Annotated in this window: 13 protein-coding genes; 4 read left to right on the top strand and 9 right to left on the bottom strand. The window is 74.4% G+C overall.

Annotated features, from left to right (window positions below; genetic code table 11):
- Positions 1 to 32: 32 nt before the first annotated feature.
- Positions 33 to 1,268, bottom strand: a complete 1,236-nt coding sequence (locus tag AC067A_RS26735) for a hypothetical protein (RefSeq protein ID WP_479245030.1) — start codon at positions 1,266 to 1,268, stop codon at positions 33 to 35.
- 172 nt (positions 1,269 to 1,440) lie between these two features.
- Here AC067A_RS26735 and AC067A_RS26730 point away from each other — a divergent pair, with 172 nt between their 5' ends.
- A complete protein-coding gene (locus tag AC067A_RS26730; RefSeq protein ID WP_479245029.1) occupies positions 1,441 to 2,946 on the top strand; it encodes a PP2C family protein-serine/threonine phosphatase in 1,506 nt (501 codons plus the stop codon).
- 211 nt (positions 2,947 to 3,157) lie between these two features.
- Here AC067A_RS26730 and AC067A_RS26725 read toward each other — a convergent pair whose 3' ends face one another.
- Positions 3,158 to 4,648: a DNA-binding protein NsdB gene (locus tag AC067A_RS26725; protein ID WP_479245028.1), complete on the bottom strand. Its 1,491-nt coding sequence runs from the start codon at positions 4,646 to 4,648 to the stop codon at positions 3,158 to 3,160.
- A 234-nt stretch (positions 4,649 to 4,882) separates the two neighbouring features.
- Here AC067A_RS26725 and AC067A_RS26720 point away from each other — a divergent pair, with 234 nt between their 5' ends.
- The 3 genes from AC067A_RS26720 (at position 4,883) to AC067A_RS26710 (ending at position 10,648) form a co-directional block, all read left to right on the top strand.
- Positions 4,883 to 6,010, top strand: a complete 1,128-nt coding sequence (locus AC067A_RS26720; protein ID WP_479245027.1) for an aminoglycoside phosphotransferase family protein — start codon at positions 4,883 to 4,885, stop codon at positions 6,008 to 6,010.
- Positions 6,011 to 6,370: 360 nt separating this feature from the next.
- Positions 6,371 to 8,290 carry an N-acetylmuramoyl-L-alanine amidase gene (locus AC067A_RS26715; RefSeq protein WP_479245084.1) on the top strand — a complete coding sequence of 640 codons (1,920 nt, stop codon included), beginning with the start codon at positions 6,371 to 6,373 and terminating at the stop codon, positions 8,288 to 8,290.
- Positions 8,291 to 8,449: 159 nt separating this feature from the next.
- Entirely contained in the window at positions 8,450 to 10,648 is a 2,199-nt protein-coding gene (locus tag AC067A_RS26710; protein WP_479245026.1) for a terpene synthase family protein, read from the top strand.
- Positions 10,649 to 10,700: 52 nt separating this feature from the next.
- Here the strand turns inward: AC067A_RS26710 and AC067A_RS26705 are convergent, their stop codons facing one another.
- The 7 genes from AC067A_RS26705 to AC067A_RS26675 form a co-directional block, all read right to left on the bottom strand.
- Complete coding sequence (locus AC067A_RS26705; RefSeq protein ID WP_033205850.1) at positions 10,701 to 11,066, bottom strand: RNA-binding S4 domain-containing protein; 366 nt, start codon at positions 11,064 to 11,066, stop codon at positions 10,701 to 10,703.
- Positions 11,067 to 11,083: 17 nt separating this feature from the next.
- Positions 11,084 to 11,584: a hypothetical protein gene (locus tag AC067A_RS26700; protein WP_479245025.1), complete on the bottom strand. Its 501-nt coding sequence runs from the start codon at positions 11,582 to 11,584 to the stop codon at positions 11,084 to 11,086.
- 56 nt (positions 11,585 to 11,640) lie between these two features.
- Positions 11,641 to 14,415, bottom strand: a complete 2,775-nt coding sequence (locus AC067A_RS26695; protein ID WP_479245083.1) for an ATP-binding protein — start codon at positions 14,413 to 14,415, stop codon at positions 11,641 to 11,643.
- 461 nt (positions 14,416 to 14,876) lie between these two features.
- Positions 14,877 to 15,287, bottom strand: a complete 411-nt coding sequence (locus AC067A_RS26690) for an ACT domain-containing protein (protein WP_479245024.1) — start codon at positions 15,285 to 15,287, stop codon at positions 14,877 to 14,879.
- Between the two features lie 35 nt (positions 15,288 to 15,322).
- Positions 15,323 to 16,489 carry a thiolase domain-containing protein gene (locus tag AC067A_RS26685; RefSeq protein ID WP_479245023.1) on the bottom strand — a complete coding sequence of 389 codons (1,167 nt, stop codon included), beginning with the start codon at positions 16,487 to 16,489 and terminating at the stop codon, positions 15,323 to 15,325.
- Complete coding sequence (locus AC067A_RS26680) at positions 16,482 to 17,540, bottom strand: thiolase domain-containing protein (RefSeq protein ID WP_479245022.1); 1,059 nt, start codon at positions 17,538 to 17,540, stop codon at positions 16,482 to 16,484. Before AC067A_RS26680 ends, AC067A_RS26685 begins: the two co-directional genes overlap by 8 nt.
- Entirely contained in the window at positions 17,537 to 18,496 is a 960-nt protein-coding gene (locus tag AC067A_RS26675) for a Zn-ribbon domain-containing OB-fold protein (protein WP_479245021.1), read from the bottom strand. Before AC067A_RS26675 ends, AC067A_RS26680 begins: the two co-directional genes overlap by 4 nt.
- Between the last annotated feature and the right edge of the window lie 2 nt (positions 18,497 to 18,498).

Below are 18,498 nucleotides of genomic sequence, written 5' to 3'. Positions count from 1 at the left end.
CCGGCGGGCGGGCCCGGACGGCCGGTGCCGGTTCAGCCCATGCGGCGGGTGAGGGCCGCGAGTGCTCCGGGCTGACGGCCGGGCACGTGGCGGCGCAGGGCGACGAGGGTGGGGCCGAGGGTGCGGGCGCGGGCGGGGTCGGCGATCTGTTCCCACTGGTGGTGGGCCCGGTCGACGGCGCCTTCGACGTCCGGGTCGTCGGGGCGCTGCCGCAGCGCGAGCCGGGCTTCGGCGGCGGCGATCCACAGTTCGCAGCTGCGGGCGGGTTCACCGGCCAGCCGGGCGAGGTCGGCCCGTACCTCGGTCCAGTGCACGGCCTCCGCCGAGTGCGGTCCGTGGCGGCGGAGGGCATCGTGTTCCCAGGCCGCCGCGACGGTCGCCGCCTCCCCGTGCCGCCCGGCCATGGCCGCGGCGAGGATGGCGGGGTGCGGATCCTGCGGCGCGGCGGCGGGGGCGGGGGGCGCCGGGGCGAGGAACCGGGACTCCGCGGTGGCCGGGGCGGTGCCCGCGGCGGCCTCGGCGTGGAGGGTGGCGTGCGGGAGCCGTGCGCCGGAGCGCCAGAGCTCCGCCCAGGCGCGGAGGTAGTCGGGGGTCGCGGGTTCGCCCCGGCGCGGCGCCGGTGTCACCCGGCCGTAGAGGGCGGTTCCCGGACCGAGGTGGAGCAGTTCGGGTACGGCCGTGAGGCGCTGCCAGACGTCGGGGCCGGCCGCGAGGTCGGCGACGACGGTCGTGGTGCCGGGCGGCCGTGCGCCGAGTTCGCCGGCGAGCCAGTGCCAGGGCAGTGCCGTGTAGCGGAGGGTGGCCGCGGTGGTGCGGGCGAGTGCGAGGTGCGGCAGTTCCTGGCGGCGGTCGAGGTGGAGCTGCCCGGCGAGACAGACGACCAGGGGGCCGGGGTTCGCCGCCGCCGCGCGCAGGCGGGTCAGGACGGTCTGCGGGTCGAGCGGGTCCGCGAGTTCGACGACCGTGGCGGTGGTGGTGCCGGTGAGGACCCCGGGCGGTACGGCGGCGAGCGCCGGCAGCACCGACGCGGCGTCCATGGCGCGGCCACGCCCCGCGGGCGCGGCCGCGAGCAGCAGGGCCGTACCCACCGCGGCGGTGCCGCCGGCCGTGGCGACCGCGCCGCCGACAGCCGCGGCTCCGGTCGCACGCGCGACCGTTGTACGAGCGTCCGTTCGTCCGTTCGTCGCCGCCGTTCCGGCGGCCGTGACCGCTTCGCCCGTGACCGCCGTGCGCGTGCCCACCGTGCCGTTCCCGTCGTCGTTCACCACCCCAGCACCGTAACGCGTCGCACCCTGGCCGATAATCGGTGGGCCTTTGACATATGCCGGAAGCACCACCGGATCGAGTGTTGCCAAATCCCTTACGGGCTGTGCCGGGCTGTGCCACAGTCGTACACGGGCCTCCCCTTCACACCTGGCCGCGCCTGTATCGGAGTTCGACATGCCGTCCCATCTGTTCGCGGACCGCCCCGCTCAACCGCCGGAGCCGGGCGCGGTGGACGCGCTGATCTCGCAGACCCGCCGCCTGCGCGGCGAGGTCGACGCCGTCCGCCGGGACGCCGTGGCGAACGAGGACGACCCCCAGCAGCGGTGGCAGCGCGCCCTGTGCGACCTCGCGGTCCACCAACTCGACGACCTGGGCGCCCACTTGGGGCAGCTGCGGGCGGGCGTCCCGGCGGAGCTCGTACCCGACGAGAAGCCCGGCGGCGAGGCGGAGGACGGGTACGACGGCGCGTTCGACGCCGCGCTCGCGACGGACCCCGGCACCGCGTACGGCCAGGCCGCCCCGTACCGCACCGGCTCGCTGCTCTCCCGGGTGGGCAGCGCCGAGTGGAACCTGCTGACCGACGAGGTCAGCTGGTCGGAGGAGCTGTACGAGATCTTCGGCCGCGCCCACGAGAGCGGGCCGATGTCGCTGGACGAGATGCCCTCGATGGTCTTCGCCGAGGACCAGCCGGTCCTCCAGGGCATGGTCACCGACTGCCTGATCGACGGGAAGCCGATCGACGGCGAGTTCCGCATCGTCCGGACCGACGGCCGGGTGCGCACGGTGCACATGACCGGCGAACCGGTGCTCGACGACTACGGCTGCACGGCCTCCATGTGGGCCGTCTTACGAGACGTCAGCGAGCTCCGGCGCAGCCAGCGGGCGGTCCGCGAGAGCCGGGACAGCCTGGAGCGCAGCCGCCAGATCGAGCAGACCGAGCGCCGGGTCGCCGTCGAGCTCCAGGAGGCGGTCCTCCCGCCGTGGCGCGGCTCGCTCCGCTTCGCCCACGACGGCCCCGCCCCGCTCGACGTCGCCGCCCATTACCTGCCCGCCGCCACCACCGGTCTGATCGGCGGCGACTGGTACGACGCGCTCGCCCTGCCGGACGGGGACGCGCTGCTCACCGTCGGTGACCTGACCGGCCACGGGGTCGCCGCGACCTCCTCCATGGCCATGCTCCTCGGCGCGCTGCGCGGCATGGCCGTCGCCGGGATCCGGCCCGCCGCCCTGATGGGCCATCTCAACCAGCTTCTCGAGACCTCCGTGCAGCCCGCGCTCGGCAGCGCGATGTGCTGCCGGTACGACCCCGTCGCCCAGACGCTGACCTGGGCGCAGGCAGGCCACCCCGCCCCGCTGCTGTTCCGCGACGGGACGGGGCACGTACTGCGGCGCCCCGAGGGGGTCCTGCTCGGGGCGACGACCGGAGCCGTGTACGGCGAGGCCGAGACCCGGCTGTTCCCGGGAGACGTGCTCGTCCTGCACACCGACGGACTGACCCGCGCCGGCGGTGCGGCCGGGGACTTCGGGGACGACACCGCCACGCGACGACTCCTCGCCCTCGGGCCCCGGCTCGCCGGGGCCCGGGACGCCCAGGACGCCGTGCGCGCGGTGGTCGCGGAGTTCGGCGAGGAGCAGCGCGAGGACGACGCCTGCGTGATGGTGGTCCGGGCCGGACACTGAGCCGCCCGGGCCCTGCCCGCACCGTCCCGGGCGGTCACCGGACGTTCCGGGCCGTGCCCGCCGGGTGCCTCCGGCCGCCCACAGGCGCCGGGCCGAGCGGCCCGTCCCTGATTCGGGCCCTACGGCCCCGCACCTCCGACCCCGGCGCGACGGCGTCGGCCTCCCCCGGTCACCACCGGGCCCGTTTCCCTCAGGCCCCGCCCACCCGGGTTCAGGCCTGCCCGGTGCGCGGGCGGTTGACCGGCGACCGGGGAAGGGCGAGCTCGATCTCCTCGCGCAGGTTCTCGATCCGCGAGTAGCCGGCGTACTGGCCCGTGAGCCGGTACATCTCCCGGAGCCGGTCCCAGGTCCGGTGGGACGAGGTGTCCCCCATGGACATGAGGGCGAGCCGGGCGTACCGGTCCGCCTGTTCCGGATCGTCGGCGATGAAGCAGGCCGAGGCGAGCGAGATGTGGTCGAAGAGCTTCGACCGGTCGTGTCCGCCGTGCCGGAGTTCGATGGCCAGCTTGGCGTGCCGCTGCGCGGGGACGGCGGCGGAGGGGTCGTGCTCGGCGAGGGTGCGGTAGGCGAGGGCCTGCATGCCGTGCATGTCGGCCTCGTCGAAGTTCTGCATCCAGCTCGGCTTCTCGTCGCGCCGGTCGGACACGAACAGTTCCTCGGCCTCGCCGAGGGTGCGGCGCATGGCCTGCCCGCGCCCCATCGACGCCTGCGCCCAGGCCTCGATCGTGTGGAACATGGCCTGGGTCCTGGGCAGCAGCCGTTCCCCCGCGCCGGCCTTGGCCAGCTTCATGAGGTCGAGGGCGTCGTCGGGCCGTCCCAGGTGCACCATCTGGCGGGCGGCCCGGGACAGCGCCTCGCCGGCCCGGGGCCGGTCGCCGCCCTCGCGGGCAGCGTGGGCGGCGATGACGAAGTACTTCTGCGCCGTGGGTTCGAGGCCGACGTCGTGCGACATCCAGCCCGCGAGGACGGCGAGGTTGGCGGCGACGCCCCACAGGCGCCGCTGGAGGTGGTCGGCGTGACGGTAGGCGAGCATGCCGCCCACCTCGTTGAGCTGGCCCACCACGGCCTTGCGCTGGAGACCGCCGCCCCGGGAGGCGTCCCAGGCTCGGAACACCTCCACCGAGTGCTCCAGGGCCTCGATCTCCTCCGACCCGATGGGGGCGGCCTCGTAGCGGTCGAACCCGGCGGGGTCGGCGTGGAGGGGATCGATGGCCCGCGGAACCGCGCCCTTGCGGGAGGGGTCGGTCTGCAGCCAGTCGTGCATGGCGTTGGTCAGTACGGAACCGGCGGCGAGCGCGGCACCCGCGCCCACCAGGCCGCGTCGGTTGAGCATGAGGTCCATTCCCGTGAATTCGGTGAGGACCGCCGCCGTACGATCGGGTGCCCAGGGCAGCCCGTCAGGGTTCTCCGTCTTCCTGACGTCCTGCCGTTTGCCGGCGCGCCCGTGTCGTACGAACCCGAGGTCCTCGATGGTCACGACACGGCCGAGTCGCTCGGTGAACAGTGCTGCCAGCACCCGGGGAACGGGATCGCGGGGCGTCTCGCCCCGGTCGATCCAGCGCCGCACCCGCGAGGTGTCGGTCGCCAGCTGGGGGTGGCCCATGGCCGCCGCCTGCCGGTTGACGAGTCTCGCGAGTTCGCCCTTGGACCAGCCGGCCAGGCCGAAGAGGTCCGCCAGGCGGGTGTTGGTTTGTCCGGTCACGTCTAAGCCCCCAGGTTCTCGGCTGAGTTGACAGTAACCCCCTGTCATAGGGCTGGCGACTATTCGCCAGGGTTCGCCAGGGTGCGCCCGATGTTCCGCCACCCGCGCCCGGGTGTCAGGTATGAACGCGCCACCCCGCACCGCCGACCGGCCCTCATTCCCCAGGGTGCGGACCGGGGAGCGGGCGGGGCGACGCACGCAACTCGTCGGCACACGAAGGGATCTGTCACCTCCATGTACACAGCATCGTCCTCCGTGTCCGCCCCGCCCCGGCCGCAGCACCGCATCGTCCCGGCCGGCGCCGGTCCGTACCTCGCCCCCGTGACCCAGGCCGTCCGGCCCAGGCGCTGGGCGGGCGGCACCGGTACCCAGCCGGTGAGCGGAAGAATCGATCTGTCCGGCCCCCAGGGGGCGCAGCTGAAGATGGCGATCGCGTCGGTCCACCGGATCTGCCCGGAGTTCAACCCGGTGCAGGTGCTGCGGCGCAGCGGCCGTTCCGTGCTCATCGTCGGAACGACCGGGCGGATGACCGTGGTCGCCAAGTGTTTACTGGACCACTCCCCCGCGTGGGTCGAGCGGTTCCGGCACGAAATAGCTTCCTACCGGTCCTTCGTCCGCCACCGTCCGCCGGTGCGGGCGCCGCGCCTCGTCGCGGCGGACCCGGAGAACTGCACGCTGGTGATCGAGCGGATGCCCGGACGGGCGGCGGCGCTCTCGCGCCACCCCGTGGAGGCCCCGCCGCGGGCCGACGTGCGGGCCGCGCTCGGCGCGGTGGCCCGGCTGAACGCCTGGCGCCCGCCGGCCGGGACGTTCGACGCGCCGCTGGACTACGGCACCCGGATCGCGCGCTACCACGAGCTCGGTCTCTTCACGGACCGGGACCGGGACGACCTGCAGAAGCTGCTGCACGGTCTGGCGCACGCGGGCGGGCGGCAGGGCATGGGGCAGTTCTGTCACGGTGACGCCCTGCTCTCCAACATCCTGCTCTCCCCCGCCGGTCCGGTCCTCGTCGACTGGGAGCACGCGGGCTGGTACCTGCCCGGCTACGACCTGGCGACGCTGTGGGCCGTGCTCGGTGACGCGCCGCTGGCCCGGCGCCAGATCAGTCAGCTCGCCCAGCAGGCGGGACCGGCCTCCCGGGACGCCTTCCTGGTCAACCTGATGATCGTGCTGACGCGGGAGATCCGTACCTACGAGACGGCGGTGCAGCGCACCATGAAGGAGGCGCCGCCGGCCGGTTCCGTGCCGGTGCCCTCCGGGGCGCTCGCCCCCGGCGAGGAACAGCGGCTGCTCCTGAGGCGGCTGCACGACGACTGCGCCATGGCACGGCGGGCCGTGCGCGCGGCGGTCGGGACGCGCTGAAGGGGCGGGCCCGACCGACGACACGGGGGGTGCGCCGTGCGCCCGGTGCCGACACACCGGGACGCGGCGCACCGGCTCGTGTCTTCCGCGGGATGTCGCGGCCGTGCGGTCATTGGTCCACTCCACTGACGCGTCCCAGGCCCGGGACCCGTCCCCGCGAAACTCCGCCACTTGGCCTCCATTCCCGTCCTGACGTGGGAACTTCCGTGGACGCAGGCGTGATTGACGGATCGTCCGGGAGCCGATACCCCTGTACGGGTTCGGTCCCGCACGCCCCGGTGTCACCCCCATCCCCTGGAGGCTGCCTTGCTCCGTTCCGCTTCCCGCAGACGTACGTCACCGAACCGTGTGCCGAGGGCGGTGGGCGCGGTGGCGTCCGCCGCCCTGCTGTTCCCCCTGCTCTCGGCGGCTCCGCCGGCGGGGGCCGACGCACCCGAGGCGGGCACCCTCCAGGGGCAGTTCGCGCGGGCCTCGGCGCGTCACGGCGTGCCCGAGAGCGTGCTGCTGGCCGTCTCGTACCTGCAGTCGCGGTGGGACGGGCACGGTGGGGCGCCGAGCGTGACCGGCGGCTACGGGCCGATGCACCTGACGGACGCCGTGACGGCGCTGACCGAGGCCGCTCCGCACCATTCCGACGGGGAGGAGGACGCGCGCGGCGACGCCTCTCGGGCGGTGCGGTCCGGCGCCGGGGCGCCGGTCCCGGCGGCGGAGTCGCTGCCCCCACGGCTGCGGACCCTGGAACGGGCCTCCGCGCTGTCCGGGATCCCGGCGGAGGAGCTGCGGACGGGCACGGCCGCGAACATCGAGGGCGGGGCCGTGCTGCTCGCGGCGGCACAGCGGGAGGCCGGGCTGCCGGCCAGCACGGACCCGGCGGACTGGTACGGGGCGGTGGCGGCGTACTCCGGGGCCGACGACTCGGCGACGGCCTCGGCGTACGCCAACGACGTGTTCGACGTGATCCGGACCGGGGAGTCGCGAACGACGGACAGCGGACAGGTGGTGACGCTCGCCGCCGCCCCGGCGGTGGAGCCCGCGACGGAGCAGGTGGACGGCCTCGGCCTGCGGCGGCCGGCCGGCGGCCCGGTGGAGTGCCCGCGTTCGGTGGCCTGCGAGTGGATCCCCGCGCCGTACGAGGAGTTCGGGGACGGCGACTACGGGAACCACGACAAGGCGAACCGGCCGGAGTCCCAGTCGATCGACTACATCGTGATCCACGACACCGAGGCCACCTGGGACGTCACCCTGAAGCTGGTGCAGGACCCGACGTACGTCTCGTGGCAGTACTCGCTCCGCTCCTCCGACGGGCACATCGCCCAGCACCTGCCGCTGAAGGACGTCGGCTGGCACGCGGGCAACTGGTTCGTCAACGCCAAGTCGGTGGGGCTGGAGCACGAGGGCTTCCTCACCGCGCCCGACTCCTGGTACACGGAGGCGATGTACCGGACGTCGGCGCGCCTGGTGCGGTACCTCGCCGACCGGTACGACGTCCCGCTGGACCGGCAGCACGTCCTGGGGCACGACAACGTGCCGGGCACCGTGACCTCCACGATCAAGGGCATGCACACGGACCCCGGGCCGTACTGGGACTGGGCGCACTACTTCCGGCTGCTGGGCCGTCCGATCACGCCGAGCGCCGGGCCGCACGCGGGCGTGGTGACGGTCCGGCCCGAGTACGGCGTCAACCGGCCGGTCTACACGGGCTGCGCGACGGCGGGGGTGGCGTGCGCGCCGCACGGCAGCGGGGCGGTGCGCCTGCACACCGCTCCGAGCGCCGACGCGCCCCTGGTGAAGGACATCGGTCTGCGCCCGGGCGGACAGGACTCGACCGACGGGGTCAACGACACCGGGGCGCGTGCCTCCACGGGGCAGAGCTACGCGGTGGCGGAGCGCCTGGGCGACTGGACGGCGATCTGGTACCTCGGCCAGAAGGCCTGGTTCCACAACCCCCGGCAGGAGCCGACGGCGGTGAACGCGCGGGGAACGGTGCTGACGCCGCGGGAGGGGCTCGCTGAGGTGCCGGTGTACGGCCGGGCGTATCCGGAGGCGTCGGCGTACCCGGTGGGCGTGCCGGTGCAGTCGGTGTCGCCCTTGCCGTACAGGCTGCTCGCCGGTCAGCGGTACGTGGTGGGTGGCCGCACTCCGGGCGAGTACTACTTCGCGCCGGTGTTCGATCCGACGGGGCACAAGGTCGTCCGGGGCCAGGAGGAGTACTACCAGATCCAGTTCGGCCACCGGGTCGCGTTCGTGAAGGCCGCTGACGTGCGGGTCTTCCGGGTCTGACGGAGGCTGGCCGAAAGGCGAGGGGTGGTGCCGGAGGGACGATCCGGCGCCACCCCTTCGGCGTTCATACGACTATTCCGGAGATCGTGTGCGCCGTCCGGGCGACGGGTAAGGCTGGGCCCGCACAGAGCCCCTGCTCACCGGAAGGCCCCTCAGCACATGCCTCAGCCCTTCGTTATGCCGGATTTCTATGTTCCGTATCCGGCTCGGCTCAACCCCCATGTGGAGGGCGCCCGCACGCACACGCGTGAGTGGGCGCGCGCGATGGGGATGCTGGAGGGCTCGGGGGTCTGGGAGGAGCACGACCTCGAATCGCACGACTACGCCCTGCTCTGCTCGTACACCCACCCCGACTGCGACGGGGAGGCCCTCGACCTCGTCACCGACTGGTACACCTGGGTCTTCTTCTTCGACGACCACTTCCTCGAGGTCTTCAAGCGGACCCAGGACCGGGCGGGCAGCAAGACGTATCTGGACCGGCTGCCGAGGTTCATGCCGGCGGACCCGGCCACCGGGATGCCCGAGCCGACCAACCCCGTCGAGGCGGGCCTGGCGGACCTCTGGCGGCGTACCGTTCCCGCGATGTCCGAGGGCTGGCGCGTGCGGTTCGCCGAGGCGACGGAGCACCTGCTCCACGAGTCCCTCTGGGAGCTCGACAACATCAACGAGGGACGGATCGCCAACCCCCTCGAGTACATCGAGATGCGTCGCAAGGTGGGCGGCGCGCCCTGGTCGGCCGGCCTCGTCGAATACGCGGCGGGGGCCGAGGTCCCCGCCCGGGTGGCGTACTCACGGCCGCTGCGGGTGCTCAGGGACTCCTTCTCGGACGCCGTGCACCTGCGCAACGACCTCTTCTCGTACCAGCGCGAGGTGGAGGACGAGGGCGAGAACAGCAACGGCGTCCTGGTCCTGGAGCGGTTCCTCGGCTGCACGACCCAGGAGGCGGCGAACGCCGTCAACGACCTGCTCACCTCGCGGGTCCAGCAGTTCGAGAACACGGCCCTGACCGAGGTGCCGCTGCTCGCCGCCGAGCAGGGCCTGAGCCCGGCCGAGTGCGCGGCCGTGGCGGCCTACGCGAAGGGGCTCCAGGACTGGCAGTCCGGCGGCCACGAGTGGCACATGCGCTCCAGCCGCTACATGAACGAGGGCATGGTCGCGGGGCCCTCGCGGCTCGACGGGATCCTCGGCACCTCCGCGCTCGACGTCCGGACCCTCTTCGGGCGCCCCGCGGCCGCGCGGCACCGGGCGTTCACGCACGCGCCGCACCAGCACGTGGGGCCGTCGCTGCTGCCCGAGCTCGACCTGCCGTACCCGCTCACGCTCAACCCCCACCACGGGGAGGCCCGGCGGCACACGGTCGACTGGGCCGAGCGCATGGGGCTCCTCGACGACCTGTGGGACCGATCGATGGCCGAGGGCTTCGACCTCGCGCTGTGCGCGGCGGGGCTCGATCCGGACGCGTCCGCGGAGGAACTGGGCCTCAGCGCCGACTGGCTGACGTGGGGGACCTACGCGGACGACTACTACCCGGCCCTCTTCGGACGGGTCGGCAACCTGGCCGGTGCGAAGGAGCAGACCGACCGGCTCAAGGCGTGCATGCCGCTCGACGTGCCGTCGGCGGGTGCGGCGGGCGCGGCGAACCCGCTGGAGCGCGCGCTCGCGGACGTCTGGGAGCGGACCGCCGCGCCGATGGCCCCGGGGGCCCGGGCACAGCTGCGGACCGCGCTCGACGCGATGCTCGACAGCTGGATGTGGGAGATGCACAACGTGGTGCAGCACCGGGTGCCCGACCCGGTGGACTACGTCGAGATGCGGCGCAGCACGTTCGGCTCCGAACTGACCATGCTGCTGTGCCGGCTGCGGCAGGACGCGACGCTGCCTGCGGAGCTGTTCCGGTCGGGCACGGTGCGCAGCCTGGAGAACGCGGTGATGGACTACGGCGCCCTGATCAACGACCTCTTCTCGTACCAGAAGGAGATCGAGGTCGAGGGCGAGGTGCACAACGGTGTCCTGGTGCTCCAGAAGTTCTTCGACTGCGACTACCCGACAGCGGTGGCGATGGTCGCCGATCTGATGCGGGGCCGGCTGCGCCAGTACGAGCACCTGAAGGAGCGTGAAGTGCCGTTGCTCTACGAGGACTTCGGTCTGGACGCGGCGGGCCGGACGGCGTTCGAGGCGTATCTGCGGGAGCTGGAGGACTGGCTCGCCGGTGTCCTGAACTGGCACCGGAAGGTCCGGCGTTACGGCGCCGAGGACGTGCGCGCGGGCAGTGGCAGCGCGCTGCTGCGGCGCGGGCCCTCGGGTCTCGGCACCTCGGCGGCGCGGATCTCCGGGCTGCTCGGCGCGGGGGTGCGCTGACAGACGCCGAAGGCCTCCGGGACGGGATCCCGGAGGCCTTCGGGCGGTCGGATCAGGGCCGGCGGCCGCGCAGTTCGTCGAGTTCGCGGCGGTCCCGCTTGGTGGGCCGGCCGGCGCCCCGGTCGCGGACGGCGGCGACGGCGACGTGCTCGCGCGGCGGCGGGGGCGGGCTGTTGTCCACGTAGGCCTCGGCGGCGACCGGCGGGCCGACCCGCTTGGTGTGGAGCTCCTTGACCTCGACGATCCGCTCCCGGCCGCCGTGGAAGAGGCGGACCTCGTCACCGGGCTTCACCGGCTGCGCGGGCTTGGCCCGCTCGCCGTTGACCTTCACGTGTCCGGCGCGGCAGGCCGCGGCGGACTGGGAGCGGGTCTTGGTCAGACGGACCGCCCAGATCCAGCTGTCGACGCGCGCGCTCATCGGCCCCCGCTCCCCCGTCAGCCCTGCTGGAACAGCTCGGCGGGCAGCGGCTTGAGCAGCGCGTAGAGGTCGTCGGTGATCGGCCGGTCCCAACTGGCGATCGTCACGAGGACGTTGTCGCTGCGGTCGAACTGGACGCAGGAGATGCGGCTCTCGGAGAGCTTGAGCCGCCGCACGATGAGGAGGTTGTCGCCCTGCATGACGGGGAGGTCCTCGGCGTCGAGCACCTCGACGGGCTCGTCGTTCTCCAGGGCCGCGAGGAGCTGGGCCACCTCGAAGGGGATCTGCCCGTCGGCGAGCTCGCGCGCGGGCGAGCCCTCGGGCAGGTTGCCGATGATCATCGCGGGGCCGCGGCCCCCGAAGAGGTCGTACCGGAGGAACACGCCCTGACAGGAGCCGTCGGGAGCGGGCAGCAGGCCGGCGCCGAGATTGCCGGGCCAGTCTCCCGGATCCATGGCCAGGACGTCGAAGTCCGGGCCCGCGGGTGTGGCGGCGCTGCGGCGGCGGAGGAAGGACATACGGCCATGGTACGTGTCCCGGCGCACGATGCGACGCGCCGGGCGGCCACGGACGCTCAGCCCTCCCCGCCGGGCTCCCCGGGCCGGTGGTCGGCGTTGCGGAGGGCCTGCGCGAGGCCGGTGCGGTCGGTGCCGAGCTTCCGGTAGACGGCCGAGAGGAGCCGGCCGAGCCCCGTGGCGTCGACGCCGAGGACGGCGGCCGCGTCCCGGTCGCGGACGGTGAGCTCGGCGGCTGCGCGCTCACGGGCGGTGAGCGCGTCCGTGCCGGCGGGGTGCAGCGGACGCGGGCGGAGTCCGGCCGCCGCGAGCTCGGCGCGGGCCTCCTCGACGAGGCCGTCGGCGCCGCAGTCCTGGGCGGCCTCCAGGCCCCGGTACAGGTGCTCGGCCGCCTCCCCGGCGCGTTCGGTGCGGCGCAGGGCTGCGCCGAGCGCGACGAGGGAGCGGGCCAGCTCGTACGCGGCGGGTGACTGGTCGAGCCAGTCGACGGACTCCTCCAGGAGCTTCACGCGCGCGGAGGGCTCGGAGACCTCGGCGGTCACCCGGAGCGCCGAGCCGATCGCGGAGGGCGCGCCGTACTGGCGGGCGCGGGCGACCGCGTCCTCGGCGGTCCGCCGGGCCGTGACGGGGGTCGTGGCGGCCTCGGCGACGGCCAGGTGGAGCTGCCAGGGGCACCAGGCGGGGTTGCGCATGCCGCGCGGGTCGAGCCGGCGGCCGACGGCGGCCAGCTCGGCGGCCGCCTCCTCGGTGCGTCCCCGGGCGAGGAGGAGTTCGGCGTGGACGGTCTGGGAGTCGGGGAAGGTGACGGCGGCGGGGAAGGGCTCGCCGAAGTCGTGGGCGTCGGCGATGCGGGCGGCCTCGGCGACGCGGCCGCGGGCGAGCAGCACCTCGATCATGACGCCGACGGCGTACCACTGGGCGGGGGTGCGCGGTCCGACGCGTTCGGACAGGCGCAGCCCGGCCCGGACGAAGTCCTCGGCCTCGACGAGCCGGCCGCGCCGGTAGCGGATGTAGCCGAGGAGGGTGTACGCGAAGGAGAGGTGGGCGCCGCGCCAGCCCTGGCGCTCGAACTCGGCGGTGCCGGCGGCGAAGAGCTCCTCGGCGCGGCCGGGGCGGTCGGCGTACAGGAAGGTGAGGGCGGTGAGGACCGGGACCTCGAAGCCCCGGCTCTCGTCCGCCCAGCTGAGGCCGCCTTCGAGGGCGCGCTCGGCGTGTGCGAGGGCGACGGCGGAGGGTTCGGCGCGCAGGGTGGCGTCCCAGGCGCGCAGGCCGATGATGTACCGCTCGGTGAGGTCGCGGCCGGTGAGGCGGTCCGCGAGGGCCGTGAGGCGGCGGGAACGGGCCGGCGACTCGGGTTCGTCGGCGCGGAAGGCGTCCCACATGAACTTCTCGGCCTGCATCCGCAGTCGGCTGCGGGCGTCGGTGGTCTGCCGGGCCTCGCGGCCCAGGAGCTCGGACGCCTCGACGAGGCGGTCGCTGTGGGCGAGTACCTGGGAGAGGCGGTAGACGATGCCGTGGCGGAGCGTCGGGTCGGCGATGGGCTCCTCCAGCGCGGCCCGCAGGTGGTTGACGGTGGTGGCGGGCTCGGTGAGCAGAGAGGAGCAGCCGAGCTCGAAGAGGACGGCCGCCCGCTCGTCGGCGGCGGGAGGCTCGCGCAGCGCGCGGGCGAGGAAGCGGCGGGCCGCGTCGGGCGCGCCGGCACGGAGGGTCTCGCCGGCCGCGGCGCGGAGTCTGCCGACGACCCAGGGGTCGCCTTCGGGGTGGGTCTCCAGGAGGTGCCGGGCGGCGGCGGTGGGGCCGAGTCCGGCGTCGACGACGCACCAGGCGGCCTGGCCGTGCAGGGCGACGCGGGTGGCGGCGGGGATGGACCGGTAGACGGTGGTGGCGATGAGGGGGTGGACGAATTCGAGAGGGGCGTCGGGGCCGTCTGCCTCGGCGAGGACGCGGGCCTCGCGCAGCCGCTCGGCACAGTCGGCGACCGCCTCGCCGCCGAGGCCGGCGACGGCGCCGGCGAGCTGCGGGGAGATCTCGGTGCCGAGGACGGCGCAGGCCCAGGCCAGGCGCACGGTCTGGGTGCCGAGTCGTTCCAGACGGGTGACGAGACCGCTGCCCTTGAGCGCGGCGGCGAGGTCGCGGAGTTCGTGGGCGCCGCCCGCGGTGGGTTCCAGGCCGTGGTCGCGGACCTTGGCCGCGAGTTCGACCGCCTCGAAGGGGTTGCCGGAGGTGACGGTCCGGAATTCACGGCAGAACGTGTCGTCGGCGTGGGCGCCGACGCGGTCGCGGACGAGGTCGGCGATGGCCTCGGAGGTGAGCGGGGCCAGTCCGAGCGGTCGGCGACCGGACCTGTGTCCGGTGAACTCGACTCCCTCGTCCGGGAGTTCGTCGGGGCGGTAGGCCACGACGAGCAGCATGGGGAGTTCCTCGGCGCGGGGCGCGAAGGCGGCGAGCCAGCCGAGGGACTCGGGGTCGGCCCAGTGGACGTCGTCGAGGACCACGACGAGCGGGGCGCGCCGTACGGCGAGGTGGGTCAGGACCCAGTCGAGCCCGTCCCGCAGGCCCTGCGGGTCGGGCGGCGAGCCCTCGGCGGCGGCGCGGAGCCCGAGCGCGGGGCCGACGATGTCGTACCAGGAGCCGAGCCGTTCGCGCAGTTCGGCGTCGGTGGCGTGGGCCAGCTGCGGCTGGAGGAGCTGGCGGGCGACGTGGAAGGCGACCCGCTGTTCCTGGTCGCCGCCGCGCGCGGAGAGCACGGTGCATCCCCGGGTCGCCGCGCGGCGCCGGATCTCGGCGAGCAGGGTGGTCTTGCCGAGCCCGGCGGGCGCGGCGTACGCGAGGATGCCGCCGCGGCGCGCCGTACGGGGGCGGTCGGGTGCCCGGTCGGCGGGGTGGCCGGTCGCTTCCGCCGGGCGGTCGCGGTCGGGCGAGGGACGGCCGCCCCGGGGCGGCCCGCCGTCTCCCGGGCCGGTGTCCTCGCGGTCGCCGTGGGCGGCGGGTGTGTCGGGGACGGCGACGAGGTGGGGACCCCGGGCGCCGCGGGGTGCGGGGAGGGGCACGGGGACGGGGTCGGGCCAGGGCGGGTCGTCGGACAGGCCGGTCAGAAGGTCCAGCGCGTCCTCGGCCGCCGTGAGCGCCGCCTCGCGTTCGAAGAGGCCGAAACCCTGACGGGCCGGTCGGCCACCCTGTCGTGCCACGTTCCACCCCCACACCGGGGGCGTACGCCCGGCGCACGAGGGGAGGACGCCTGGCGGGTGGCCCCGCGAAAGCCCCAGCGTACGCCGGTTGGCACCGTATGTGACGGTCAATCGTGGAAGCTTCCCGACCGCTGCGCGAGTCGGCCCAGAGCGGTCAACGCCTCCTCGGCCCGCGCGTGTTCCACGAACAGGTGGTCGTGATGGAATCCGGCCACCACGTTGCAGCTCATGCCCGCCTCCGCGAGCTCGGCCGCCACGGCGGCCGTGAGGCCGACGGCGTCGAGGGCGGAGTGGATCCGGAGGGTGATCCAGCCTGCCACGTAGTCGTACGCGAGACCGGCGGCGTCCGCCTCCTCCTGCCGTACGACGAGGGTGAGGCCCTCGCGCTCGGCGACGGTGACCACCGGGGCGACCCCGGCCGGGGCGGGGCCCTCCACCGTGGTGAAGACGTACCGGCCGGGTTCGAGTTCCGGCCGCATCCCGGCGAGGAGCCGGGTCAGATCACGTTCCGCGTTCATGGGCGCCAGGGTAGGCGCCGTCCCGGCCGGTGGGCTCACGTGGTGGGCGGGGTGTCCCCCACGAGCCACATGGAGAAGAACTGGGCGCCGCCCCCGTAGGCGTGGCCGAGCGCCCGGCGGGCGCCGTCGACCTGGTGCTCGCCCGCTCCGCCGCGTACCTGGAGGGCGGCCTCGGCGAAGCGGATCATGCCGGAGGCGCCGATGGGGTTGGTGGAGAGCACGCCGCCCGAGGGGTTCACGGGCAGGTCGCCGTCGAGTTCGGTCACCCCGGCCTCGGTGAGCTTCCAACCCTCGCCCTCGGCGGCGAAGCCCAGGTTCTCCAGCCACATCGGTTCGTACCAGGAGAACGGCACGTACATCTCGACGGCGTCGATCTCGCGCCGGGGATCGGTGATGCCGGCCTGCCGGTACACGTCGGCGGCGCAGTCCCGGCCGGCCCTCGGGGAGACGAAGTCCTTGCCCGCGAAGAGGGTGGGCTCGCTGCGCATGGCGCCGCCGTGCACCCAGGCCGGCGGGCGGGGGGAACGGGCGGCGCCCGTACGGTCGGTGAGGACCATCGCGCAGGCGCCGTCGGACGACGGGCAGGTCTCGGAGTAGCGGATGGGGTCCCAGAGCATCGGGGAGGCCTGCACCTTCTCCAGGGTGAGGTCGTGCTCGTGGAGGTGGGCGTACGGGTTCTTCAGCGCGTTGCGCCGGTCCTTGTAGGCGACGAGCGAGCCGATGGCGTCGGGGGCGCCGGTGCGGCGCATGTACGCGCGCACGTGCGGGGCGAAGAAGCCGCCGGCGCCGGCGAGCAGCGGCTGCTGGAAGGGGACGGGCAGCGAGAGGCCCCACATGGCGTTGGACTCGGACTGCTTCTCGAACGCGAGGGTGAGGACGGTCCGGTGCACGCGGGCGGAGACGAGGTTGGCCGCGACGAGGGCGGTGGAGCCGCCGACCGAACCGGCCGTGTGGACCCGGAGCATGGGCTTGCCGACCGCGCCGAGCGCGTCGGCGAGGTACAGCTCCGGCATCATCACGCCCTCGAAGAAGTCGGGGGCCTTGCCGATGACGACGGCGTCGATGTCCGCCCAGCCGAGTTCCGCGTCCGCGAGGGCGCGCACGGCGGCCTCGCGGACGAGGCCGGCGAGGGAGACGTCGCCGCGGGCGGCGACGTGCTTGGTCTGGCCGATGCCGACGACGGCGACTGGCTCTTCAGGCACGGGGGTCCCCTTCCAGGACGGCGACCAGGTTCTGCTGGAGGCAGGGGCCGGAGGTGGCGTGGGCGAGGGCCCGGTCGGACTCGCCCCGGTGGATGCGGGCGGCGGCCTCGCCGAGTCGGACGAGTCCCGTGGCCATCACGGGGTTGGCGGCGAGGGCGCCGCCGGAGGGGTTGACGCGGACGCCGTCGTCGAGGCCGAGGGCCCGGGCGAGGACGACTTCCTGGGAGGTGAAGGGCGCGTGGAGTTCGGCGGTGTCGACGGGCCGGTCGAAGGCGCCGGCGCGTTCCGCCGCGAGGCGGGTGGAGGGCGAGTCGGTGAGGTCGCGGACCCCGAGGGAGTGCGCCTCGATGCGGTGGTCCATGCCGCGGATCCAGGCGGGACGGTCGCACAGTTCGCGGGCCCGGTCCCCGGCGGCGAGGATCACGGCGGCGACCCCGTCCCCGATCGGCGGGCAGTCGCCGGTGCGCAGGGGCCTGACGACGTAGTCGCCCTGGGGCCGGGCGCCGGGCAGCTGGGCGTGCGGGTTGCCCCGCGCGTCCTCGCGGCTCCGGGTGGCGATCGCGGCGAGGGCGGGCTCGTCGGTGGCGCCGGCGTCGACGAGGGCCTGTGCCTGGAGGGCGGCGAGGGCGACGGAGTCGGGCCAGAGGGGAGCCAGGTAGTACGGGTCGAGCTGGCGCGTGAGGACGTCGCGGACGGAGCCCGGCGAGGACTTGCCGTAGGCGTAGACGAGCGCGGTGTCGGCCTCGCCGGTGAGCAGCTTGACCCAGGCCTCGTAGAGCGCCCAGGCGCCGTCCGTCTCCACGTGGGACTCGGAGATCGGCGGCCACGCGCCGACGCCGTCGAGGGCCATCGTGAAGGAGAAGGCGCGGCCGGCGAGGTAGTCGGAGGAACCGGAGCAGGTGAAGCCGATGTCGGCGGTCTTCAGGCCGGTCTGCCGGAGCACCTCGTGGAGGACGGGCATGACCATCTCGACCTCGGAGAGGTCGTCGGTGCGGCGCAGGTGGTCGCTCTGCGCGAAGGCGACGATGGCCACCTCTCGGTCCGGCGTCACAGCAGCTCCTTGTACGTGTCGTAGTCGGCGTCGGGCTCGCCGCAGGGCCGGTAGTGGTCGGGGTAGCGCCCGCCCTCGCTCCACACCGGTTCGACGCGCAGGCCCATCCGGACCTGGTCGTAGGGGATGCCGGCGATGCGGCCGTGGAGGGCGAGCCCGGCGCCGTCGAGGGCGATGTGGGCGTAGACGTAGGGGACGTCGATGTCGAGGTTCTTCGCCTTGATGTTGACGATGCAGAAGGTGGTGACCGTGCCGCGCGGTCCGACCTCGATCCGGTCGGTGGTGGCGATCCCGCAGGTGGGGCAGGCGCCCCGGGGCGGCACGTACACCTTCTCGCAGGACGGGCAGCGTTCGCCGACGGTGCGGCGCTCCCCCAGCGCGTGCAGGTACCGGGTCTGGGCGCGGCCCGGGCTGTACGTGTAGTCGAGGCGGGCGGGGGCGACGATGCCGGTGACGGGGTCCTCGAAGGTCCCGTCGTGGTCGTGCGGGTCCGTGTCCGGGGCGCCGTCGTACGGCTCGAAGCAGGCGATGTCCGTGATCGCGCCGGATCGTTCCGCGGCCCACCGGATCCGTACCCGCAGCCCGGTGCGGACGGCCTCGGGACCGGGGGCGTCCAGGGCGTGCAGCAGGGCGGTGTCCGCTCCGTCCAGGCGGACCAGGACCCAGGCGAAGGGCGTCGGGAGCGGCTGGCCGCGGCGGGGTTCCGGGTTCCAGGCCCAGGTGGTGACGGTGCCGGTGGCCCCGACCTCGACGAGCTCGTGGAGTTCGGCGGCGGTCTCGGGGTCGTACTCGACGGGCGGGACCAGCACCCGGCCCCCTTCGGTGCGGACGCCGAGGACGGTCCGCTCCCGCAGGCCGGTGAGGAAGGCGGACTGGACGGGGCCGAGGGAGCGGGTGAAGGGGAACTCGACGACGAGGGGCGCGCGGAGGATCTCCGGCGGTGGGGTGACGGTCATGT

The sequence above is a fragment of the Streptomyces sp. NPDC043176 genome, from assembly GCF_056436715.1.
This window is presented reverse-complemented; position numbering and strand designations above follow the sequence as displayed.

Excerpts from the sequence above, each read along its gene's own strand:
- AC067A_RS26690 (WP_479245024.1), bottom strand. The coding sequence starts at position 15,287 with ATGAACGCGGAACGTGATCTGACCCGGCTCCTCGCCGGGATGCGGCCG.
- AC067A_RS26700 (WP_479245025.1), bottom strand. The coding sequence starts at position 11,584 with ATGTCCTTCCTCCGCCGCCGCAGCGCCGCCACACCCGCGGGCCCGGAC.
- AC067A_RS26675 (WP_479245021.1), bottom strand. The coding sequence starts at position 18,496 with ATGACCGTCACCCCACCGCCGGAGATCCTCCGCGCGCCCCTCGTCGTC.
- AC067A_RS26730 (WP_479245029.1), top strand. The coding sequence starts at position 1,441 with ATGCCGTCCCATCTGTTCGCGGACCGCCCCGCTCAACCGCCGGAGCCG.
- AC067A_RS26705 (WP_033205850.1), bottom strand. The coding sequence starts at position 11,066 with ATGAGCGCGCGCGTCGACAGCTGGATCTGGGCGGTCCGTCTGACCAAG.
- AC067A_RS26710 (WP_479245026.1), top strand. The coding sequence starts at position 8,450 with ATGCCTCAGCCCTTCGTTATGCCGGATTTCTATGTTCCGTATCCGGCT.
- AC067A_RS26720 (WP_479245027.1), top strand. The coding sequence starts at position 4,883 with ATGTACACAGCATCGTCCTCCGTGTCCGCCCCGCCCCGGCCGCAGCAC.